Genomic DNA, 21,142 nt, shown 5'->3' on the forward strand with positions numbered 1-21,142 from the left:
GATCAGCTTGCCTTGACTTCATTCCAGATCTTCAGCCACTCGGAATAATTCTCCGGGGCGACCGGCCACATGAACGACTTCATCACATCCATGTCGTCGACGAATATCGCTTCCTGCTGCTGCTTCGACAATTCGTCGCGGATGATCGACGATGTGGTCGCATAGTTGCCGATCTTAGCGATCTGGGTCGCGAATTCCGCCCCAAGCAGATAATCGATAAACTTGTAGCCGATCTCGCTCTTTTCCGCAGACAGGGTGGCCGGCATGGCAAAGCAGTCGCACCAGCCCATAATGCCGGCTTTCGGCTTGGCCATCCCCATCGCCAGCTTGTCTTTCAACGCATCATAGGGAACCCGCCACGAAAACGCGCAGGAAACCTCGCCGGTGGCAAACAGATTGGTGAGATCGCCGATCGTCTGCCAATAGGTGCGCAGCAGCGGCTTCTGCGCAACCAAAAGCTTCTTGGCTTCCGCCAGCTCCTTGGTCTCCATGAGAAAGACCTTGTCGCGCGGCACGCCGGCGACCAGACCGGCGATGCCAATGGATTCCAGCGCATAGTCGCGCATGGCGAGCTGGCCCTTGTATTTCTCGTTGAACAACGTCGTGTAGTCAGGCTCGCTCTCGAACTTGTCCTTTCGGTATACGATTGGATTGAGGCCCCAGAGATAGGGAACCGCGAACTGCTTGCCGGCGGCATCGAGAACCTTGGGCGTGGTCTTGAAGACGTCGTACATCTTGGCGGCGTTGGGGATCTTCGCCATGTCGATTTCTTCGAGCAGGCCTGCCTTGATATAGCGCCAGCTTCCATTCAGCGACGGATTGATCATGTCCCAGTCGGAAGCCGTGCCGGTTTTCAGCGCCGCGAACTGCGCGTCCTCGCTGGAAAGATAAGACAGCTTCACCTTGACGCCGGTCTGCGCCTCGAAGGCCGCAATGTATTCAGGATGCCCATTGGAATCCCAGGTCGCCCAGACCATTTCGGAAACGGCAGCTTTGGCACTGCTCAGTGAACCGAACATCCCCGCCGCCGCCCCGGCGGCGATCCCTGCAAGCACTTCGCGTCGGCTAATTCCTGAACCTGCCATCATGCCCTCATCTGGTTGCGAGTGAACTGCGACCAATGTCGTTTGTTTGGACAAGAAAGCCTATAACAGAACCCAAATAGACTATATTGCACTGCGCAAAAGCCGGACGACCTCTGCCGCGATCCCGCGAGATTGGTCTAAACGAAGACCTGCGCTCCGGACCGCAGGAATGTGATCGGTACCGACTCCGTCGGATCGCAGACGCGGACGCCGGCCGCAACCGACTTGATCATCTGCCGGAGCCAGACGTGATCGGGAGACTGGTGCTTGCACTCATGCCAGAGCATGTAGAACTGCATCTGCCCGAGTTCGCGCGGCGCCTCCAGAACGACGAGTGGAAAGGCCTGAGCGATTTGCTCGGCAAAAATCCGCCCCGTCGTGAACACGAGGTCCGATTGTGTGAGCACGTAGGGCGTGATCGCATATTCTGGCACGGATACAGCGATGTTGCGCTTGAGCCCGAGTTCGATCAGCCGCCCGTCGATCGGGCTGAGATGGGCCCGCTTGTCGGAAGTCGGAGAAAGATGTTTTTCCTTCAGGAACTCGCCCATCGAGATCGGTTCACGTTGCCTTGCCAGTCTATGGTTCGGGCGGACGACGCAGACAATGTCGGTGGTTAACAGGGGGGACATCCGCAGGTACTCCGGCGGATGCGGCCAATTGCCGATGACCGCATCGATGGACCCGTCCGCAAGCTGGCTGATAAGATCATCATAGCTCGGCATGTGGGACGCGTCGACACCGACATTGGGTGCCTTTTGTGCAATTTTTCCGACCAGCTGAGGCAGAAACACGGCTCCGAGGCAATTGTCTGCGATAATGCGGAAGTTTCGCGTCGCATTGTCCGGGTCGAAGGTGGCGTGAGGCGACAGATGCGCGTCGATCTGGCCGAGAATGTCGCGCAACGTCTCCTTCAGGGCGAGACCTCGCTCCGTGGGTACCAGCGCCCCTCCTGACCTGACCAGAAGCGGGTCGTCCAGCATTTCCCGCAACCGTTTCAGCGTCAGGCTGACCGTTGGCTGGGCCTGCCCCAGAATGTCGGCGGTTTTCGAAACGCTGCATTCCGTCAGCAAGGTCAGGAGCGTGCGCATCAGACGCACATCCATCATCCCATTCGCCTGTCGCATCATGATCAGCCTTCCCTTGTCGAACGGTGCAACAAGCTTGAAAAGAGGCATATTTCATGCCAACCGACGAGGTCGCTGGTCATGCCGTTATGTGTAGTCGTTGCAGTTAAGGGCGTCGAAAGCCAGCCGCCAGACATTCGAATATGACCCCGCCATCACGACGGTCGTCGTCTGGGTAAGGTGAGCGCGGGTTTTGAGCGGGTGGCGATATAGGGCTCACAATGAAAGTGGTCGGGGCATGGGTTCGTTCGATGCGGATATATTCTGACGCGAGGAATTGGCCCTGACCTGCCGTGTCGCGCGCTACCCGAACGAAGTCATCACATCGATTCTACGAGCAATGCGACCCCGTCCCCCACGCGGGTCATGGGCGCCCGCAAGTGAACCATCCGTCTGCCGCGCAATGATGCCGGCCCTTGCGTTCCGTAGATCAGGACAGGTTTACCGTCTCTCAGCCCCAGCCCCGGATTGAGCGTGTAGAAAGGTCGCTTTGCCGTGAAACAATACTCGCTTGAAGTCGGCGGTCCCGCCCCGCTCGTTCTGTTTGATAGGGTATCCCGCGCTGACGCCGTAGCCAGGCTTTCACCGGCGGTGACGGGCTGGAAGGATGGTCGTCAGACGTTTCTGCGGCCGGCGCCTCGATTGCTTTTCGGGCAATAAGCCTTGTGATCGCGGCGATCCAGGCGGCGCCTTAACCGAGTCCTTGACCTGAAGTAAAATGCGGTAAAAGTGTTAGCTTGGAGCCTTAAGCGGTCTTTGTACCATCTCAAAGTGACGTATACTTGGATTGCTACCGTCAGTCGTCCAAGCCTCTGCGAACGATAGATACACGGGACTTGAGGAAAGCTAATCAAGCCGACGCCACGCCTTGGAGTTCGCCTTTTCGATGCCTTAGGCTGCAGACTCATCTATGCAATCTCTATCAGCATACAGACTGATTATCGATATGCACAATTCATGCCGTAATCTGATTTATATCGATAATATCAGCTTATAGCCTGTGAAACAGGCGTAAGAAATCAGGCTGGCGTTGCCTGGAACAAGGAAGATCCGTCCGACTCGCACGATGTCGCCTGGTCAGGGGATGACGCTCTCTGGCCACAAAGGGGCGACGGAGAGAACCATCAGACGTGCGAAGAATCTTGACATAATCATCGATGAGCTCGGTATCGACTATCTTAATGATCTGAGGCGCGCAAAGGGGCGCGACGATGGCTGTATAGCGGTGATCGGCTTTGCCTGCGGCAGCAGCGCCGGCACCACAAGACTTGGCGCGAAAATCATTCCATTTCACGTTGGCGGCAAATCCTCCCGGCGTCCTCCTTGCCAGGCGCCGACGAATAGCCGCGGGAGCGCGTTGTATCATCAACTGGGCGCGCCGGCAGCCATTCCTGGCACGCCGAGTTTCGAAGACGAATTCATGCATTGGTGCCCGGCAGGCCGAACGCCTGCTGAAAATATCGGCGAAAGGCGTGCATGGCCGGGGTGAAGTCGGTTTTGGCGCGCCAGGCGAGGCCGACATCCATCGGTGGCACCGGATCCGTGATGTTGATCGTCTCGATCCGACGGCCTTCCAGCGACCAGGGGCGGTGCACCATATCGGAGAGGATCGCGACGCCGAGGTTGTTGGCGACCATGGAACGTACCGCCTCGATCGACGAGGTGCGCAGAATCACCCGTGGCTGGTAAGGCGTCGTGCTCCAGTACTTCAATGACGAATATGCCGCCTCGTCCACCGTCAGCATGATGTAGGGCTCCTCGGCGATATCCTGCAGGCCGACGCCCGCACGCTTCAGCAGCGGATGCTGCGCAGACACCCAGAGCCTGCGGACGGAACGCAAAAGCGTCTCCGTGGTAAGTGCGTTATTCAGGATATTCGAAGTCAGCAGCACCGAAATATCGTAGCGATTGACCAGCAGGCCTTCCTCGATCGACTCACGGTTCACCTCGTAAAGCTGGATGCGGAGCTTCGGATAAAGCCGCCTCATGCGCTCGATGTGGAGCGGCAGAAAGTAGCCGATGACCGTGTAGGTCGCCGCGACAGTCAGATCGCCCTCGATGTCGCTGCTGACATAGTTCAGATGCGTTGCCTCATCGACCTTGGCGAGGATCTCGTAGGCGTAGGAAAGAAACTGCCGACCGGCGGCGGTCAGTTCCATGCCCTGCGGCATGCGGGTAAACAGTGCGACCCCGATTGATTTTTCCAGCTCCTTAATTGCGGTCGTCACTGCCGATTGCGAGATGGAGAGTTGTGCAGCCGCATAGGAAATCTGCCCCTGCTCGGCAGTTGCGACGAAATAGCGGAGTTGTCGGAAACTGAGGCTCATAGTTCCGTATTTCCCATCGAATTATCTGAACTCAGCGTCAATAAATTCGATTGGCTGCATATGATTTATGCGCGCGCGTTGTGAATTGGTGGTGGAATGGAATTAAATCATTGGAAATAAACATAAATTTTTTGCCTTTGATTTGAGCGCAGGTATCTCTTTTCTCGATAATGATGGCGCAAAAATTGAATTTTTCAAATCCTGTTTTGTCACGTAGCGTCTTCGCCAGATGACAACCGCGGAAAGACAGTTTGAAAAATATCGTCGATATCAACTGCGATATGGGAGAGGCCTTCGGTCGCTGGCGGATCGGCGACACGCAGGATGCCTTGCTCATCTCCCACATCAGCTCGGCCAATATCGCCACAGGCTTTCACGCCGGCGACCCGAACCTCATTGACGAGACCGTGGCACTTGCCGCGGCTCACGGCGTCGGGGTCGGCGCGCATCCTGGCTATAATGACCTTCAGGGCTTCGGCCGCCGCAAGATTCTCGGCAACAGCAAAGAGCTGGTCAACGACATCATCTACCAGGTGGGGGCGCTGCGCGAGTTCGCCCGCCGTCACAGCGTGCCGGTGCAGCATGTGAAGCCGCATGGCGCGCTTTACATGGAGATGGCGGTCAATTCGGATTTCGCCCAGATCTTCGTCCAGTATCTGCGCACAGTCTCGCCCAACGCTTTTGTCTTCTGCATGGGCGGCTCGGCGACGCACCGGGCAGCACTTGATGCCGGACAGCCTGTCGTGCGCGAGTTCTACGCAGACCGCGACTACGACGACAGCGGTTCGATCGTCTTTACCCGCGATGCCGGCCGTCCGGACCCGATGGTGCTGGCGCAGAAAGTGCTGCGCGCCTGCCAGGAAGGCAAGGTCCGCACGGTCTCAGGCAACGACATCGACATCGAATTTGAATCCATCTGCTTTCATTCCGATACGCTCGGCGCGCTCGATATCGTTTTGAACATGCGCGAGCTTCTGATCGGTGCGGGAATTCGGATCGCGCCGGTGTCGCAGATCCTTGGCCAATAGATTTGTGGAGATCGACCAGTGAGCAAGATTGAAATCCGTTCGCCCCTGCCGGGCACCTTCTACCGGGCTTCGGCTCCCGATGCTCCGCCGTTCAAGACGGATGGTGATGACGTCTCCGAGGCCGAGACGATCGGCGTGATCGAGGTGATGAAGACATTCCAGGAAGTTACGGCCGGCGTTACCGGCAAGGCGATCACCTTCCTCGTCGACAATGAAGAGCCTGTCATGGCCGGGCAGGTCATTGCGGAGGTCGAAGCATGACGATCGGCTCGGTGCTCGTCGCCAATCGCGGGGAGATCGCCGTTCGCGTCATCAAGGCGGCGAAGGCGCTCGGCATCCGCACCGTGCAGGTGTACAGCGCAGCAGACGCAGATATGCTGGCGGTGCGGCTTGCCGACGAGGCGGTGAACATCGGCCCGCCGGCGGCGAAGAAATCCTATCTCGACATTGCGGCAGTGATCGCTGCCGCCAAGGAGGCCGGTGTCGATGCCGTGCATCCGGGCTACGGCTTTCTGTCCGAAAACGGCGATTTTGCCGATGCGGTTCGTGACGCCGGCATGATCTTTGTCGGCCCCTCGGGCGATGCAATCCGCACGCTCGGCGACAAAGTGGCGGCGCGGCAGGTGGCAAAACGCGCAGGCGTACCGACGGTGCCTGGCAGCGAAGGGCGTGTCACAGGGCTCGATGACGCCCGCTTGCTCGCGATCGAGATCGGTTTTCCTGTGATGATCAAGGCGGCTGCCGGTGGCGGCGGACGTGGTATCCGCATTGTCGATAGCATCGCTGAGCTGGAGCAGCAGTTTCCGCTGGCCACGGCCGAGGCGCTGGCCGCCTTCGGCGACGGCGGGCTTTATATGGAAAAGGTCATCGGCCGCGCCCGACACGTCGAGGTGCAGGTTTTCGGCGACGGGCGGAATTTCGTGAATTTCTTCGAACGCGAATGCTCGCTGCAGCGGCGGCGCCAGAAGGTGTGGGAAGAGGCGCCCGCCTTCCTGCTGCCTGCCGCCGTGCGCGAACGACTCTGCATGAGCGCCGTGGCGCTTGCACGCGAGGTCGGTTATCGCGGGGCCGGCACGGTCGAGTATCTCTACGACGACGATACGGGCGACTTCTACTTCATCGAAGTCAACACCCGCATCCAGGTCGAGCATCCCGTTACCGAGATGATTACCGGGTTCGACCTGGTGCAGGAGATGTTCAAGGTCGCGGGCGGTGCATCCCTTTCGGTCGCCCAGCGAGATATCGTGGCCAGCGGCCATGCGATTGAGTGCCGCATCAATGCCGAGGATCCGTTCAAAGCCTTCCAGCCGTCGCCAGGTACGATCGCGTCGCTGTCTGTTCCGGAAGGCGAGGGCATCCGGTTCGACACGATGCTTTACGAGGGCTGCACGATCCCGCCCTTTTATGATTCCCTGCTCGGCAAGCTGATCGTGCACGCCGAAACCCGCAAGGCCTGCCTCGAAAAGCTTGCCGCGGCGCTGACTGCTCTCGCGATCGAAGGCGTGCCGACGACGGTGCCGCTGCATCTGGCGCTTGCCCGCGATGCAAGCGTCGGCGCGGGCGCCTTCCATACCCGCTTTCTCGAACAATGGCTGGAGCACGATTTTCCCGCTTTGGCCGGCCGGACCCAGGAGGTTGCCTGATGCCTGCGCGATATACGTTCGGAGGTGACGAACACCTCTTCGTCGAATGCAGCAGCGAGATGTCGCTGGAAGCCTTCTTCAAGAGCCTGTCGATGGCGACAGCGGTTCGGGAAAGCCAGATCAGGGGCGTCACCGAGATCTGCCCGGCCAACGCCTCCTTCCAGGTGAAGTTCAATCCCGATCTCATCAAGCCTGACGACATCCTGCGGGAGGTGCGGGCAATCGAGGGCGTGGCGGAAAAATCCGAGCCGGTCCTGAAGACCCGCATCATCGAGATCCCGGTCTTCTACAATGATCCATGGACGCACGAGACGCTGATGCGCTTTCGCGAGCGGCATCAGGAACCTGGCGGAACCGACCTCGACTATGCTGCGCGGATCAATGGCTACGGCGGTGTCGAGGATTTCGTCGCCGCGCATGCGGGTTCGCCCTGGTTCGTGTCGATGGTCGGTTTCGTGGCCGGGCTTCCCTTCATGTACCAGATGGTCGATCGACAGCGGCAGATCGAAGTGCCGAAATATCTGAGACCACGCACCGATACGCCCAAACTGACGGTCGGCCATGGCGGCTGCTTCGGCTGCATCTATTCGGTGCGCGGCGCCGGCGGCTACCAGATGTTCGGCGTCACGCCGATGCCGATCTTTGACCCGACGCAGCAAACGAGTTACCTGCGCGATTTCATGGTGTTCTTCCGTCCTGGCGATATCGTCAAGTTCAAGCCGGTCGATCGCGACGGATACGACACGGCGGTCGAAGAGGTCGACAAGAGGCTCTTCAGCCCGCCGATCCGCCAGGTCCGCTTCGATCTTCGCGAATTCAGCAAGGACATTGACGGTTACAATGCCGCGCTGGAGGGTATTCTCAATGGCCATTAAGGTGTTGCACCCTGGACTATCGACGAGCGTCCAGGATCTCGGCCGTCCCGGCTACTTCCACCTCGGCATCCCGATCGGCGGCGCCATGGACCGCTACGCCATGCGTGCTGCCAATCTGCTCGTCGGCAACGATGAAGGGGCGGCGGGTCTCGAGGCGGTCTTCATGGGGCCGAAGCTCGAATTCGCCGAGGACAGGCTCGTGGCCGTCACAGGTGCCGACATGCCGGCCAAGGTCGACGGCGTGGGGCAGCCTGGCTGGACCGCTTTCAAGGTCAAGGCCGGCCAGGTGCTGAGCTTCGACTTCCTGAAATCCGGCGCGCGCATCCTGATCGCGGTCGCGGGCGGCATCGACGTGCCGGAAGCGCTCGGCAGCCGCTCCACCTATCCGATCGGCGCGCTCGGCGGCTACAAAGGGCGGGCGCTGGCAGCCGGCGACGAACTGCCCGTCAGAAAGGCCGACCTTGCCGAGGAAGGAAAAAGCGTCGCCGAAGAGCTGCGGCGCAAACCCGGAACGCCGGCAGCGCTGCGTGTGCTGCCGGGGCTCTACTGGGACCGGCTGACGGATGCCGCCAAGGCGAGCTTCTTTGCCGACGAGTGGAAGGTGGCGCCTGAGGCCGACCGCATGGGCTACCGCTTCCGCGGCGGGCGCAGGCTCGAATTTATCGACCGCAAGCAGCCCTTCGGCGCCGGTTCGGATCCGTCGAACATCGTCGACAGCTGCTATCCCTACGGCTCGATCCAGGTACCGGGCGGGACGGAGCCGATCATCCTCCATCGCGACGCGGTCTCCGGCGGCGGCTATTTCATGGTCGGCACGGTGATCTCGGCCGACATGGACCTCATCGGCCAGTTGCAGCCGCATACGCCGGCGCGCTTCGTCGAGGTGACGATGGACGAAGCGCTGAAGGCGAGGGCCGATCGGGCAGCACTGCTCGACCGCCTCCGCCAAAGCTTGTCGTGAGGTGACGCCGATGGCCGGCCGCTCACTCGACGTGCGTCAGGTAATCGGCCGTCACGCTCGGGCCGGGGATGATGGCAACGATCTTCATCTGGGCGATCATGCGTTTCATCGAGGCGTCGAGATGGGTCTCCAGCATCGCGGCGGCCGCATCGACAGCGCCGCGCATCAAAAGCTCGACGATCAGCCGCATCTCGGTGATGGCGGTCGGATCGTCAGGCAGGCCGAGATGACGCAACAGCCGCTCGGCGGCGTTGACGGGCAACAGGTTGTTGCGGATCAGTTCCCGCGTCTTCTCGTTTGCCGTCGTCAGCACGCAAATGTCGATCATCTGCTCCTGAAGTTCCTCGAGTTTTTCGAGGTGGTCGACCGGTTGCGAAGCTTCGAGGCCGGCCAGGCGAGTGAAGAGCTCGGTCAGGCGTTCGCGGTCGACTGCGGCAGCGCCGGCCTTGAGCGCGGCGGGCTCCAGCATGCGTCGAAGCGTGAAGTGATCCTTGATCGTCTGGGCCGTCAACGGGCCGGCGATCCAGTGGGAACTCTGGTTCTTCCTGACGAGGCCGCGTTCCTGCAACCGGCTGAGGACGTCGCGCACCACCGTGCGGCTGACCTTGAAATGATTGGCGAGTTCGATCTCGATGATGCGGTACTGGCCGAAGACGACGCAGCCGGCCACGTCGCGCTCGACCGTGTTGTAGATGCGCGCCCAGGACGACCGGCTCTGCAACGCCTCGTCGGCATGCTGGGCTATGACCAGGCCGAAGGATTTGATGTCCGTGCGGTTTGGTGTGAGACCCGCATCCTGAGGTCCGACCAGGAAGCCACGTCCCTGGAAACGGTGGACAAGGCCATCGGCCTCCAGGCGAAGCAGGGCGCGCTGCACCGGCGCGCGCGACGTTTGGAGAATATCGGCGATCGGCCCCTCCAGCAGGACCAGACCCACCGGCAGCTGTCCGCCGACGATATTGTCGCGCAGGATGTGCTCGGCAATCTCGTACCGACGCTGGGCCGTCTGTGCTGGGAGATTGCGTATCATCGGGCGGGGCATCCTCCATCCAATCGCGGATGGCAACAAAGTCGGAATTCTCTTTAGTGTATTTTGCCGTTCCGGACTATGTCAAAATAAATGTCTTTTGCATACCAAAATTGCAATTGTTCGCTGAGCGTCGCATGGGGCGGCATTTCATCATCGTCTAGGCCATTTTGCCCCGCAGATGGTCAGACGGGCGGATAGCGCTCGCGTCGAGAGCTCGAATGGTGCAGAAATATGCGATTTCCGGCGAAGTATTGCCGAAAAACTGCGCATAATCGTCCGGAATGCCCGTATCTCGTTTTTCCGGAATCCCTGCTTCCATACTGCGGTTTTGTGACTCTGTGTTGCTCTGCACAAAATGTCGACCGTTTCATGAAAAAGCCTATTGAATACAAAAATCATTTATGTCATCAATTCTGCACAGGGATGCCGGTAGAAGCATTCCGAGGGTGAACGACAAAAAACGTCAGACTGCCGATCGATCTTCCGCCGTGTGCCTTGCCGCCCACGAACGGTTTCGGCTGCCGTTTCGCAAGGCGCGCGGCGGCCTAGGAGCGATCCGTGCTGGTGCAAAATGGAGAGGCTCTTGTCTTCGGTTCTCAAGCTCGCAGGTGTCACCAAGGCTTATGGTACGCTGAACGCGCTCGACGGCATCGACCTGTCGCTGCCGAACGACAGCTACGTCTCGCTTCTGGGGCCGAGCGGATCTGGAAAGACGACGCTTCTGCGCGTCATCGCCGGTTTCGAGCAGCCGGACCTCGGCACGGTGATCTTCAAGGGCCAGCGTATCGAGACGGTACCGCCGCACCGGCGCGACATCGGTTTCGTCTTCCAGAATTTTGCCCTTTTTCCGCATCTGTCGGTCTCCAGGAACATCGCTTTCGGGCTGGAAAACCGTGCCGAGAACTCCGTGACCGATCCTGATATCGTGCAGGCCAGGGTCAAGGAGATGATTGCGCTCGTCGGCCTTTCGGGCCTGGAGGATCGCGGCGTCGGGCAGATCTCCGGCGGTCAGCGGCAGCGCGTGGCGTTGGCGCGCACGCTGGTGACGGAGCCGTCGCTGGTGCTGCTCGACGAGCCGCTTGGCGCGCTCGACGCCAATCTTCGCGCCCGCATGCGCAGCGAGCTCAGGTTGATCCGCGAGCGCTGCGGCGTCACCTTCCTGCACGTCACCGGCAGCGAGAGCGAGGCGCTTGCCATGGGCGACATGGTGCTGGTGCTCGACAGCGGCCGGATCGCGCAGGCAGCAGACGCCGACACGATCTATAACCGGCCAAAATCGCTGTCGGTCGCGAGCTTCCTCAACTGCTACAATCTTTTCGAAGGCCGGCTCGCCGGGGAGAGCTTCCTCAGCCCCTATGGTGCTTTCCCGCTCGGCGACCAAATGCAGTTCCGCGACGACCGCACCGGTTACGCGATCCGCTACGACCGTGTTGCGATCCGCCCGGCCGAAGTGCCCGCCGCCGACGACGAGGTGAGGCTCGAGGCGACCTTCGTCGCCGACGAATATTCGGGCGCCGCGATCAACTCCTTTTTCTCGCTCGATGACGGCCGCGTCTTCGAAGTGGAATCTCATCTGAGCCAGAGCATGCCGCCCGCCTGTACGCCGCAGTCGCGCTACACGCTCGTCTGGAAGCGCCGGGATGCCCTCGTTTACGCCTGATACTCTTACCGCGTAGCGCGGGACGGGAGACTGATTGATGTCGATAAGTGCCACAACAGCCGAGACCGAAACCACCGTGGAACCGGTCAAGAAGGCATCCAGCAAGACGCTCTGGCTGTTGGCGCCGGGCGTCATCTGGATGTTGCTTTTTCTGGTAACACCCATCCTGATGATGATCTACGTGTCCTTCTGGACGCAGACGACGTTCAAGATCACGCCTGATCTCACCGTCAAGAGCTGGGTGACCTTCTTCACCACGGACACCTATCTCAGCGCTCTTTGGACGACGGTCAGGATCTGGTTGATCGTGCTCGCCTCGACGCTGGTCGTCGGCTATCCGGCGGCCCTCTACGTCGGCCTCTTCGTCAAGAACAAGACGATCCAGACGGCGCTTCTCGTCCTCTGCGTCATCCCTTTCTGGACCTCTTTCCTGATCCGCGTGCTCGCCTGGCGACCGATGTTGGGCAAGGAGGGGGCGATCAATCTCATCCTGCAGGGTCTCGGCATCATCAACCAGCCGATCGAGGTGCTGCTCTTCTCCGAACTCTCGGTTATCATCGGCATGACGCAGATCTATTGCGTCTTCATGGTCGGGCCGATCGCCTTCATGATGGGCCGCATCGACCAGAGCGTCATCGAAGCAGCGCAGGATCTCGGCGCGGGCTTCTGGCGCATTTTCCGCACCATCATCCTGCCGCTCACCATGCCGGGCGTGGTGGTCGGCGCGATTTTCGTCTCCGTCATGGTGCTTGGTGAATTCGCAACTGCCGCCGCGCTCTCCGGCCGCAAGGTGAACCTTCTCGGCAATATCATCGTCACCCAGGTCGGATCGCTGAAATGGGCCTTCGCCGCTGTCGTCGGCGTCGTGCTTACCGTGCTCATGGGCGTCGTCGTCGCGGCACTCTTGCGCGTCGTCGACCTCAGGAAGGAGCTCTGACATGCAGGCTGGCGGCATCAAGCTATCACTCGGCATCTATACGGCGTTCTTCCTGATCTTCCTCTACGCGCCAATGGTGGTGCTGGCCATTCTGTCCTTCCAGACAGGGCCGGAAGGCGGACCGCAGTTCCCGATCATCGAGTGGTCGACCTACTGGTACAAGCATCTCTTCGGCCTGACGCCGCCATCGCGCATCGCGCCGCTGCCGATCAACGAGGCCTTGGTCCGCTCGCTGGTGCTTTCGGTAATGACGATGATCGTCTCCACCGTGCTCGGCGTCACCTCGGCGCAGGCCTTCCGTCGCCGGTTCCCTGGCTCGGGCGTCGTCTTCTACCTGATCGTTCTCGGCATGATGGTTCCTGGCGTTCTGGTCGGCCTCGGCATGGCGCTCGTCGCCAATGCGCTGGGGATCGACCGGCATTGGTGGAGTACAGCCTTCGTGCTGCACGTTGTCTACACCTACCCTTTCGCCTTTCTCGTCATGCTGGCGATCCTCAACCGCTTTGACCAGAGTGTGGAGGAGGCGTCGTGGTCGCTCGGCGTGTCGCCGGCGCGCACCTTCCGCAAGGTAACGTTCCCGCTGATCTTTCCGGGCGTGCTCTCGGCCATGCTCTTTGCCTTCACGCTGTCTTATGACGAATTCTCGCGCACCCTGTTTGCATCCGGCCGCGACTTGACGCTGCCGCTTGCCATCTACGGGACCTTCTCGGTGGAGGTGCATCCGAACGTCTTCGCTTTCGGGGTGCTGACGACGATCTTCTCCTTCGCGCTGCTCGGCGTCTACGCCATCTTGATGATGCTTTCCATCAGGCGCGCCAAGCGCGTCGCGATCCAGGAGGAGGCGTGATGCAGATATCTTCAGCCATCGTCACGGGCGCCGGTTCCGGCATCGGTCGTGCAATCGCCATCCGGCTGTCGCAGGACGGCTATGCCGTCCTCGTCAACGATCTCCACCTCGACCGTGCGCAGGCGGTTGCCGACGAGATCGCAGTTTCTGGCGGCAAGGCCGTCGCGGTTGCCGGGGACGTCTCTTCCGAGACAGATACCGCGAAGGTCTACGAGGTCGCAGTTTCGGCCTTCGGCCACCCGCAGTTGCTCGTCAACTGTGCCGGCATCGTCCATCAGGCGCTGTTTGAAAACCTTGAGGTTGCGGATTTCGACCGGATGTTCGCGATCCATGTGCGCGGTACCTTTCTCATGACCAAGCTCGCTCTGCCATCGATGCTTGCTGCCGGGGATGGTGTCATCGTCAACGTCGCCTCGCAGCTCGGCCAGATCGGCGGCATCGAACTCGTCCATTATGCCGGTGCCAAGGCGGCGATCATCGGCATGACGAAATCGCTCGCCCGCGAGGTCTCGAACCGCGGCGTGCGTGTCAATGCCGTCGCTCCAGGGCCGATCAACACGCCGCTGGTGCGCGAGCTCTCGCAGGAGTGGCGCGTCCGCAAGGCCGCCGAACTGCCGCTCGGTCGCTTCGGCGAGCCGGAAGAGGTTGCCGCCACCGTTTCGTTTCTCGCATCGCCCGCCGCCAGCCTGTTCGTCGGCCAAACGCTTGGCCCGAACTCCGGCGACGTCATGCTCTAGTCAGGAAAACAGAATGACCACGATCTCCTCGATACCCCGCATCGTGCTGATCACCGGCGCCGGCATCGGCATCGGCAAGGCGACCGCCAAGGCATTCGCCGCGCTCGGCGACCATGTGATCGTCACGGATGTCCTCAAGGTCGAAGGGCGCGCCGCCGTGGCGGAGATCGAGGATGGGGGCGGCTCGGCCGAATTCATCGCACTTGACGTCCGCTCGACATCCGCCGTCGATGCCCTGGTCGCCGACGTGGAGAAACGTCACGGCCGCCTCGACGTGATCATCGCCAATGCCGGCATCGCCCACAAGGCACCCCTCGATGTGCTCGATGACGACAGGTGGGAGCTGACCTTCGACATCGACCTCAAGGGCATCTTCCGCGTGGTCCGTGCAGCCGCACCCGGCATGAAGGCACGCAAATCAGGCGCGGTGGTGGCGCTCTCCTCGATCATGGGCGTCGCCTACGGCTGGGACGAGCACGTGCATTATTCCGCCGCCAAGGCCGGTGTCGTCGGCCTCGTGCGCGGGCTGGCGGTCGAACTGGCCCGCGACGGCATCCGCGTCAACGGCATGGCGCCCGGTTACATCCGCACCGCACAGCTTCTTTCGGAAGAAAACTCGCTCGGACCGAAGGGAGCGGAAGCGGCAAGCGCCTTCATCCCGATGGGACGGCTCGGCGAACCGGAGGACATCGCCGACGTGATCGTCTTCCTGGCGTCGAACAGCGCAAGATACATGACCGGCCAGACGCTGGTCGTGGATGGAGGGCTCCTCGTGGGCCGATACTGACGGCGGGCGCGTCGGGATCGATCCCATCCTGACGCCGAGGCCGGACGAGAACGATGGGTGGTCATGAAGGCCATCCCAGGGAACAAAAAACCGGAGAACGACAATGACAATTTCGATGGACATGAATCGACGTTCACTGCTGAAGCGATCCGCAGGCGCGATGGCGCTTGCCATCGGCGGCGGCACACACTTCCTCTCTTCGCGGGCAGCTTATGCGCAGGCCGCCAGCCTCGCCGGCGAGCAACTGCGCACGATCGGCCTTTCGGTCACCGTACAGGAACGCATCCTGGCCGACTTCAAGACGGCAAGCGGCGTCGGCACGACGTCCGGCACGGCGGCAACCTTCCCGGATGCGCAGACCCGGATCCTCTCCGGTTCGAAGGATTATGACGTCTGGGAAACGATCGGCGAGCGCCTTCCCTCCGTCGTCATGACCGATAATGCCGACCCGATCGAGACCGCGGGCCTGAAGAGCTGGTCGAATATCCGCGAGATCTTCACCAAGCCTGATCCGAAGTTCGACCCCAAGGCGCAGATCGTCGGTCAGATCTGGACCGACGAGACGCAGACGGCACTCTGGATGGTGCCTTCGGTCTTCAACTTCGACTCCGTCGGTTATAATCCGGACGTGCTCTCCGACGAAGAAGCCAACAGCTGGACGGCGATCTTCGACAGCAAGTACAAGGGCAAGTCCGGCCTCAACACCGACCCGCTGACGGCCTTCGGCCAGGCGGTCATGGCGATGAACACGCTTGGCCTTTCCAATGTCAAGAACCCCGGCAATCCGACCGCCGCGGAAATCGACGAAGCCGCGAAGTTCCTGATCTCGAAAAAGAAGGAAGGCCAGTTCCGCGCTCTCTGGGGCGATTTCGGCGAACTCGTCAACTTCCTGGCATCCGGCGAAATCGTCGTCTGCGACGCCTGGCAGCCGGCGGTTATGGCCGTCAAGGCGCAGGGAAAGCCTTGCAAATACGCCATTCCGAAGGAAGGCTATCGCGCCTGGTCCATCGGCAACACCATGCTGAAGGGCACGCCGAACAAGGAAGCCGTCGTCGCCTATGCGGACTATTGGCTGTCAGGCGAACCGGGCATCACGGTTTCCGAGCAGGGTTATTATTCGCCGACCACCAACATCAAGGAGAAGATGGCGCCGGAGAAATATGCATTCTGGTACGAAGGCAAGCCGTGGGTCGGTGCGCCAGAGCGCGGCATCAAGGAGGGCGATCTTCGCGACGGCGGTTCGCTCGAGACCCGCGCGGCAAACGTCGCCTACTGGCACCAGTGGCCGGATGAATACGACCACCTCATCCAGAAGTGGGACGAGTTCCTCAACGCCTGATGCGTTACTCCCAGCGCCCCTCCATCCCATCTGCGATGCGGAGAAGGGGGCCACCTGGCAGGCGGCTGCGGTCGCCTGTCCTTTAACCCGCAACCGGAACGACCGACATGATACATGACCTCGAACTCTACCAGATCGGAAAGGTCTACGACAACGGAACGCCGGCCGTGATCGATTTCAACCTTGCCGTCGACAAGGGCGAGTTCATCGCGTTCCTCGGCCCGTCCGGCTGCGGCAAAACGACGACGCTGCGGATGATCGCAGGATTCGAAAGTATCTCGTCCGGCAATCTGATGGTCAGGGGCGAGCGGATCAACGATATCGGCCCGGCGCAGCGGCCGACCTCGATGATCTTCCAGAATTATGCGCTCTTCCCGCACATGACTGTGCGCAACAATATCGGCTACGGCCTCGACGTGAAGCGCATGGAGAAGGTCCAGCGCAATGCAAAGGTCGATCGCATTCTCGAAAAGCTGGGTCTCGAGGACGTCGCCGACAAGCGCTGCGACAAGCTTTCCGGCGGCCAGCGACAGCGCATCGCGCTTGCGCGCGGTCTCGTGGTCGAGCCTGATATTCTGCTGCTCGACGAACCGCTCGGCGCTTTGGACGCCAACCTGCGCAAGACGATCCAGAGCGAATTGAAACTGTTGCAACGCGAGCTTGGCGTGACGTTCGTTTTCGTGACGCACGCCCAGTCCGAGGCGCTGGCGCTTTCCGACCGGATCGTCGTGATGAACCAAGGCCGGATCGAACAGATCAGCCCGCCGCATCAGCTTTATACGCGGCCAAACACGCCTTTTGTCGCGCAGTTCATCGGCCGCAATACGATCTTCAAGGGTGCAGTCAAGGGCCACGAAAAGGGACATGTCGTGGTCGACACGCCGCTTGGCCTTCTCGCCGGCGATGCCAATGGCGCGGTCGCGAACGGAGACGCGGTGAGCGTCGTGATCCCTGCCGAGGCAGTTGAGGTGCATGCGCTCGACAAGGGCGGCCGCGACGCGATTGCTGAGGCCTGCAGCGGCAATGTCATCGACGCCAGGATCCGCCGCTTCGACGTCGTCGGGCATATCTCGCATCTTTCGGTCGCCCTGCCGGACGGACGCATGCTGGCGCTCGAAGCCCATCTCGACAAGTATCCGACCGGCGCTTTTGCCGTCGATGCGCTGGTTGCGCTCGCCTTCAAGCCGGAAAACGCCACCGTCATTCCCGCCCACTGAAAAGCCGGCCGATCAAAGCCGGACCAACGAGAACATCACAAGGAGACCTCGCAATGGCAAAAGAAATCTTCTGCAGCTTCGGCATCGACGTGGACGCCGTTGCCGGCTGGCTCGGCTCGTATGGCGGCGAGGATTCCCCGGACGATATCTCGCGGGGCCTGTTTTCCGGCGAAGTCGGCAGCCCACGGCTGTTGAAGCTTTTCGAGCGCTTCGGCATCAAGACCACCTGGTTCATCCCCGGCCACTCGATCGAGACGTTTCCGGAGCAGATGCAGGCCGTCGCCGATGCCGGTCACGAGATCGGCATCCATGGCTACACCCATGAAAACCCGATCGCCATGACGCGCGAGCAGGAGACGGAGGTGCTCGACAAGTGCATCGAGCTCGTCGCCAAGCTTTCCGGCAAGCGGCCGACCGGCTATGTGGCGCCCTGGTGGGAATTCTCCAACGTCACCAACGAACTCCTGCTCGAGCGTGGCATCAAATACGACCATTCGCTCATGCACAACGACTTCACGCCTTACTATGTCCGCGTGGGCGACAGCTGGACCAAGATCGACTATTCGAAGAAGCCGTCGGAGTGGATGGTGCCGCTGAAGCGTGGTCACGAGACCGATCTCATCGAGATCCCGGCGTCTTGGTATCTCGACGACCTGCCGCCGATGATGTTTATCAAGAAGGCGCCAAACAGCCACGGCTTCGTCAACCCGCACGACATAGAGCAGATGTGGCGCGACCAGTTCGACTGGGTCTATCGCGAAATGGACTACGCCGTCTTCCCGATCACGATTCACCCTGATGTCGCCGGCCGGCCGCAGGTTCTGATGATGCTGGAGCGTCTCTACGCCCACATGATCAAGCATCCCGGCGTCAAGTTCGTGACGATGAACGAGATCGCCGACGACTTCGCCAGACGGTTCCCCCGCAAGAAGTAAGAGGTAAAGGCGATGTGTTCGCTCTGCGGTATTCTGGGTGGTAACGAGCACTGGGCCGACGCGGTCGCGCGACCCGGGGTCTATACCCGCACCGCCGAGCGGATCGACCGCCGGCGCGAGCGCGCCCGCCGTGTTGCGATTGCCAACCGCGTCCTCGACGCCTTCGGTCTCTCCATCTCCGACTGGCAGGGATCCTCCTTCCTGCTGTCGACCCGCACCGGAAAGACCGAGATCATCGAAGATCTCGGACACCTGTGGCCGGCGGCCGAGCGGCTTGCGGGCCGGCCGCTCGATCCGCTGGCCGAGACGCTTCTCGACCGGCTGGAGGCGAACCGCCATGGCTGATGCGTTTCCGGCCTTCACGCCCGTCACGTTGCTGACCGGTTTTCTCGGATCCGGCAAGACGACGCTGCTACGCCGGTTGCTGGCCGACCCGGCGCTCTGCAACGCCGCGGTGCTGATCAACGAATTCGGCGAGGTCGGCCTCGACCATCACCTGCTCGAGCGCATCGACGAGGACATGGTGTTGCTGCAATCCGGTTGCCTTTGCTGCACGGTGCGGGGCGAATTGGTCGATGCGATCCGCGACCTGCATTCGAAGCGCGAGCGCGGCATCGTCCCGCCCTTCGACCGGATCATCATCGAGAGCACCGGGCTTGCCGATCCTTTCCCCGTTCTTTCGACGTTGAAGGCTGATCCGGTTCTGCGGCATCATTTCCGATCCTCGGGCGTGATTGCCACCGTCGATACCGTCAATGCCGGGACGCAGCTTGCCGCCTACCGCGAGCCGATGCGGCAGGTGGCGGTGGCCGACCTTCTGGTGCTGACCAAGGCCGATATCGCTGAAGCCGGCCAAGTCGCGCGGATCACAGCGATGATCCGGCAGATCAATCCTGATGCGCCGATCGTCCTGGCGTCGGATGATGTCATCAGTCTGCTGGAAGATACCACAACCTGCCGCGCCGAGGCGATGCAATCGCCAGGCGGCTTCTATTGCGACGATCCCGGGCCTGTTCTTGCAGGCGAACATTCCGGCCGCATCCGGTCCTTCGTGCTGGTGAGCGAAGGCACGATCGACTGGACAGCCTTCGGCATCTGGCTGACCATGCTGCTCAACCGGCACGGCGACCGTATCCTTCGGGTCAAGGGGATTCTCAACATCGAGGGCGAGGACTTTCCCGTGGCGATCCACGGGGTGCAGCATCTGGTCCACACGCCCGTTCATATGCAATCCTGGCCCGGCGGGGACCGGCGGTCCCGCATCGTCTTCATCGTCGACGGCATCGAGCCCGCGGCAATCGAGCGATCGTTTGACGCCTTCAACGGGCTCGGCGTGACACAAGTCGCACCGCGGCGGATCGAGGAAATGCAGCCATGAGAAAAATGCCGACGCCGAAGAGCTTTCCGACACCCGCCCTCCATACAGAGGGCCGGATCAAGCTGCGCATCCTCGGCACGGCGATTTCGCTGCTGGAAGAACTCCGGCTCGGTGCCGAGCGCGATCTGGGCATGGATATCGAATTCGACAATCAGGACTTCATGACCGCCCAGCACAAGGCGGCGCTGGAGCCGATGACCTACGACATCTACGACCAGTGCTTCCACAACCTCGACATCGTCTGGTACTGGCGCGCCGTGCAGCCGATCGAGATCGAGCGGATCACGCTTTGGGACGAGATCACCGATCTGACGAAAACGGGCCGCATCGGGCCGAATGCGCGGATCGGGCAGGGCGATGCGCCGGTGACCAAGCTTTTCGTGCAGCCGAACCTGGCGCTTGCCGAAACGCCCTCGCAGCGCATTTCGATGCTGCCGACGACCCATAATTTCGACAGCTTCGCCTACCGGACGGATGCGGCAAATTCCAACCAGATGAGCTCCTGGGCAGCACTGCTCGATCCGCGCTGGCACGGGCGCGCTGCACTCGTCAACGAGCCGGCGATCGGCATCTTCGACGCAGCACTTGCGGCGCAGTCGGCCGGGCTGATGACCTTCGACAATCTCGGCAACATGAGCATTGAGGAGATCGACCGGCTGCTGGATATTCTGGAAGAGCGCAAGAAGGCCGGCTTCTTCCGCGGCTTCTGGCGTTCGGCCGAGGACGCGGCGAACCTGATGACGAAGAGCGACACGCAGATCCAGTCGATGTGGTCGCTTGGCATCAGCAAGCTGAACCTGCGCGGCTTCCCAGTCGAACTCGCCAATCCCGCCGAGGGTTATCGCGCCTGGCATGGCGGGCTCTGCCTTTCGAAACGGCTCTCCGGCCGGATGCTCGACGCGGCCTACGACTATCTCAACTGGTGGATTTCGGGCTGGCCCGGCGCGGTGGTGGCCCGGCAGGGTTATTACATGTCGACGCCGGGACGCTCGCGCCCGCACATGACACCGGCCGAGTGGGACTATTGGTACGAGGGCCTGCCGGCTGCGACGGACCTGCCGGGGCCCGACGGGCTCCTCCGGATCAAGGCCGGTGCGGTGCGCAGCGGCGGCTCCTATTGGCAGCGCGCCAATTCGATCGCCGTGTGGAACACGACCATGGATGAACACAATTATCTGGTGCGCCGCTGGATGCAGTTCGTGGCGGCGTGAGCAAAGCGGGAAAGACAG

General features: G+C 61.2%; 20 protein-coding genes. 16 read left to right on the top strand and 4 right to left on the bottom strand.

The features are described 5' to 3' along the window. Positions 1–2: 2 nt before the first annotated feature. The 3 genes from ACD590_RS27555 to ACD590_RS27565 form a co-directional block, all read right to left on the bottom strand. Complete coding sequence (locus ACD590_RS27555) at positions 3–1,085, bottom strand: ABC transporter substrate-binding protein (RefSeq protein ID WP_245268268.1); 1,083 nt, start codon at positions 1,083–1,085, stop codon at positions 3–5. Positions 1,086–1,222: 137 nt separating this feature from the next. Next, positions 1,223–2,263: a LysR family transcriptional regulator gene (locus ACD590_RS27560; protein ID WP_018517233.1), complete on the bottom strand. Its 1,041-nt coding sequence runs from the start codon at positions 2,261–2,263 to the stop codon at positions 1,223–1,225. 1,367 nt (positions 2,264–3,630) lie between these two features. Further along, positions 3,631–4,539, bottom strand: coding sequence for a LysR family transcriptional regulator (locus ACD590_RS27565; protein ID WP_065275951.1), 909 nt, complete (start codon positions 4,537–4,539; stop codon positions 3,631–3,633). Positions 4,540–4,790: 251 nt separating this feature from the next. On the opposite strand from ACD590_RS27565, the gene ACD590_RS27570 reads away from it, so the two are divergent. From ACD590_RS27570 to ACD590_RS27590, 5 genes are read left to right on the top strand one after another with little or no spacing between them, the layout of a single operon-like run. After that, positions 4,791–5,567, top strand: coding sequence for a 5-oxoprolinase subunit PxpA (locus ACD590_RS27570; RefSeq protein WP_131704236.1), 777 nt, complete (start codon positions 4,791–4,793; stop codon positions 5,565–5,567). A gap of 18 nt (positions 5,568–5,585) precedes the next feature. Beyond that, positions 5,586–5,828 (top strand): acetyl-CoA carboxylase, encoded by a 243-nt coding sequence (locus tag ACD590_RS27575; RefSeq protein WP_018245292.1) that lies wholly within the window; start codon positions 5,586–5,588, stop codon positions 5,826–5,828. Then, positions 5,825–7,210 carry an acetyl-CoA carboxylase biotin carboxylase subunit gene (locus ACD590_RS27580; protein WP_131704237.1) on the top strand — a complete coding sequence of 462 codons (1,386 nt, stop codon included), beginning with the start codon at positions 5,825–5,827 and terminating at the stop codon, positions 7,208–7,210. Before ACD590_RS27575 ends, ACD590_RS27580 begins: the two co-directional genes overlap by 4 nt. After that, positions 7,210–8,085: a 5-oxoprolinase subunit B family protein gene (locus tag ACD590_RS27585; RefSeq protein WP_439003859.1), complete on the top strand. Its 876-nt coding sequence runs from the start codon at positions 7,210–7,212 to the stop codon at positions 8,083–8,085. The genes ACD590_RS27580 and ACD590_RS27585 overlap by 1 nt, the downstream gene beginning before the upstream one ends. Then, positions 8,075–9,046 (top strand): biotin-dependent carboxyltransferase family protein, encoded by a 972-nt coding sequence (locus tag ACD590_RS27590; RefSeq protein ID WP_439003860.1) that lies wholly within the window; start codon positions 8,075–8,077, stop codon positions 9,044–9,046. The genes ACD590_RS27585 and ACD590_RS27590 overlap by 11 nt, the downstream gene beginning before the upstream one ends. 22 nt (positions 9,047–9,068) lie before the next feature. Here ACD590_RS27590 and ACD590_RS27595 read toward each other — a convergent pair whose 3' ends face one another. Further along, positions 9,069–10,088, bottom strand: coding sequence for a GntR family transcriptional regulator (locus ACD590_RS27595; RefSeq protein WP_131704240.1), 1,020 nt, complete (start codon positions 10,086–10,088; stop codon positions 9,069–9,071). 559 nt (positions 10,089–10,647) lie between these two features. Here ACD590_RS27595 and ACD590_RS27600 point away from each other — a divergent pair. From ACD590_RS27600 to ACD590_RS27650, 11 genes are all read left to right on the top strand, one after another. Continuing rightward, positions 10,648–11,736, top strand: coding sequence for an ABC transporter ATP-binding protein (locus ACD590_RS27600; RefSeq protein ID WP_197729067.1), 1,089 nt, complete (start codon positions 10,648–10,650; stop codon positions 11,734–11,736). 37 nt (positions 11,737–11,773) lie between these two features. Next, the gene (locus ACD590_RS27605; protein ID WP_018245285.1) at positions 11,774–12,673 is read left to right on the top strand and encodes an ABC transporter permease; all 900 of its coding nucleotides are present in this window, start codon (positions 11,774–11,776) and stop codon (positions 12,671–12,673) included. Position 12,674: 1 nt separating this feature from the next. Beyond that, positions 12,675–13,520, top strand: coding sequence for an ABC transporter permease (locus tag ACD590_RS27610; RefSeq protein ID WP_112907594.1), 846 nt, complete (start codon positions 12,675–12,677; stop codon positions 13,518–13,520). Further along, positions 13,520–14,257, top strand: coding sequence for an SDR family NAD(P)-dependent oxidoreductase (locus tag ACD590_RS27615; protein WP_130716211.1), 738 nt, complete (start codon positions 13,520–13,522; stop codon positions 14,255–14,257). The genes ACD590_RS27610 and ACD590_RS27615 overlap by 1 nt, the downstream gene beginning before the upstream one ends. A gap of 13 nt (positions 14,258–14,270) precedes the next feature. Beyond that, on the top strand, positions 14,271–15,044 hold the full coding sequence (locus tag ACD590_RS27620; RefSeq protein WP_081295553.1) for an SDR family NAD(P)-dependent oxidoreductase: 774 nt from the start codon (positions 14,271–14,273) through the stop codon (positions 15,042–15,044). Positions 15,045–15,147: 103 nt separating this feature from the next. Next, entirely contained in the window at positions 15,148–16,383 is a 1,236-nt protein-coding gene (locus ACD590_RS27625) for an ABC transporter substrate-binding protein (protein ID WP_018245281.1), read from the top strand. Positions 16,384–16,490: 107 nt separating this feature from the next. Continuing rightward, complete coding sequence (locus ACD590_RS27630) at positions 16,491–17,600, top strand: ABC transporter ATP-binding protein (RefSeq protein WP_112907591.1); 1,110 nt, start codon at positions 16,491–16,493, stop codon at positions 17,598–17,600. Between the two features lie 53 nt (positions 17,601–17,653). Continuing rightward, positions 17,654–18,535, top strand: coding sequence for a polysaccharide deacetylase family protein (locus ACD590_RS27635; RefSeq protein ID WP_112907590.1), 882 nt, complete (start codon positions 17,654–17,656; stop codon positions 18,533–18,535). Positions 18,536–18,547: 12 nt separating this feature from the next. Continuing rightward, a complete protein-coding gene (locus ACD590_RS27640; protein WP_065275962.1) occupies positions 18,548–18,880 on the top strand; it encodes a hypothetical protein in 333 nt (110 codons plus the stop codon). Further along, a complete protein-coding gene (locus ACD590_RS27645; RefSeq protein WP_131704243.1) occupies positions 18,873–19,913 on the top strand; it encodes a CobW family GTP-binding protein in 1,041 nt (346 codons plus the stop codon). The genes ACD590_RS27640 and ACD590_RS27645 overlap by 8 nt, the downstream gene beginning before the upstream one ends. Then, positions 19,910–21,124, top strand: coding sequence for an ABC transporter substrate-binding protein (locus ACD590_RS27650; RefSeq protein ID WP_018245276.1), 1,215 nt, complete (start codon positions 19,910–19,912; stop codon positions 21,122–21,124). Before ACD590_RS27645 ends, ACD590_RS27650 begins: the two co-directional genes overlap by 4 nt. Positions 21,125–21,142: the final 18 nt, after the last annotated feature.

Source organism: Rhizobium sp. 862_C5_N1_2 (assembly GCF_051811205.1).
Taxonomy (GTDB): domain Bacteria; phylum Pseudomonadota; class Alphaproteobacteria; order Rhizobiales; family Rhizobiaceae; genus Rhizobium; species Rhizobium leguminosarum.